2 protein-coding genes are annotated in these 1,520 nt (G+C 69.2%); both read right to left on the bottom strand.

Going from position 1 to position 1,520, the window contains the following annotated elements:
* Positions 1-340 (bottom strand): OB-fold nucleic acid binding domain-containing protein (locus G7A99_RS25495; RefSeq protein WP_240466259.1); only part of this gene is annotated, 340 nt, incomplete at its 3' end.
* A 236-nt stretch (positions 341-576) separates the two neighbouring features.
* Positions 577-1,520: peptide chain release factor 2 (prfB, locus tag G7A99_RS12080; RefSeq protein WP_163140470.1), on the bottom strand; the 944-nt coding region annotated here is incomplete at its 5' end.

Genomic DNA, 1,520 nt, shown 5'->3' with positions numbered 1-1,520 from the left:
GGTCCCAGCCCTTGAACGCCGCGTACCCGCCCTCCGGGAGGTCGTCCCGGCGCAGGAACAGCTGGATGCGCCCGCTCATGTCCTGGACGTGGGTGAAGCTCGCCTTGCCCATCACCCGCTTGGCCATCAGCCGCCCGGCGACGCGCACCCGCACGTTCGCCGCCGCCAGGGCGTCCGCATCCCAGCGCTCGGCGTCGGCGTAGTCCGCCTGCAGCCGACCCGCCTCCGCGTCCGGCCGGAAGTCGTTGGGGAAGGCGTGGCCCGTCTCCCGCCAGTCGGCGAGCTTGCGCCGGCGCTCGGCGATGAGCTTGTTCTCGTCGGTCTGTTCAGGTGTGGACATGGCGTCTGGAAAGTCCGATTAATCCGTTGTTAAAAGTGCGATTTCGTTGAAACGCGCCGGTTGCCGCCGACCGCGGGCGCGGTGGGCCGGTCCCGGATCGACGGCGGTCAGGGACGGCCATCGTCGGGCGTACAGGGACGTGTTCACAGCGTGTCCGTGACCGGCCTGCCACCCCCACCCGGTCGTTCCGGCCCGGGCAGTGCCCCGCCCCCGTACCGGCGATCACGGCGCGCCCCTCAGAGCCCGGCCTTGAGACTCGCCTCGATGAACTGGTCGAGATCGCCGTCCAGCACGGCCTGGGTGTTACCCACCTCCACGGCGGTACGCAGGTCCTTGATCCGCGACTGGTCGAGCACGTAGTTGCGGATCTGGCTGCCCCAGCCGATGTCCGACTTGCTGTCCTCGACCTGCTCCGCCTTCTCGCGCTGCTTCTGCATCTCCAGCTCGTAGAGCCGGGCGCGGAGCTGGTTCATCGCCGTGGCGCGGTTGGCGTGCTGGGAGCGGCTGTTCTGACACTGAACCACGATCCCCGTGGGGAGGTGGGTGATACGCACCGCCGACTCCGTGCGGTTGACGTGCTGGCCGCCGGCACCGCTGGCGCGGTAGACATCGACGCGCAGGTCCGAGGGATCGACGTCGATGGCGACGTCCTCGTCGATCTCCGGGGAGACGAACACCGCCGCGAACGAGGTGTGACGCCGGTTGCCGGAGTCGAACGGCGACTTGCGCACCAGCCGGTGCACACCGGTCTCGGTACGCAGCCAGCCGAAGGCGTGATCCCCCTCGACCTTTACGGTGGCGCTCTTGATCCCGGCGACGTCGCCCTCGGAGAGCTCGATGATCTCGGCGCTGAAGCCGCGGCGCTCGAACCAGCGCAGATACATGCGCAGCAGCATGTTGGCCCAGTCCTGGGCCTCGGTGCCGCCGGAGCCGGCCTGGATGTCCAGGAAGGCGTTGCGGTCGTCCATCTCGCCGGAGAACATCCGCTGGAACTCCAGCGACTCGACGTCCGCGCGGTAGCGCTCGAGGTCCGCCTCCACCGAGGCCAGGGTGTCCTCGTCGCCCTCCTCGCGGGCCATCTCCACGAGCTCGCCGGCATCGGTGAGGCCCGAGAGCAGCCGGTCCAGCGTGGTGACGATATCGACGAGGCGGGCGCGCTCCTTGTTCAGGTTCTGCGCAC

The sequence above is a fragment of the Arhodomonas sp. KWT genome (genome assembly GCF_010993615.1).
The sequence above is the reverse complement of the archived record's forward strand: the minus strand, read 5'-3'. Positions and strand labels throughout refer to the sequence as shown.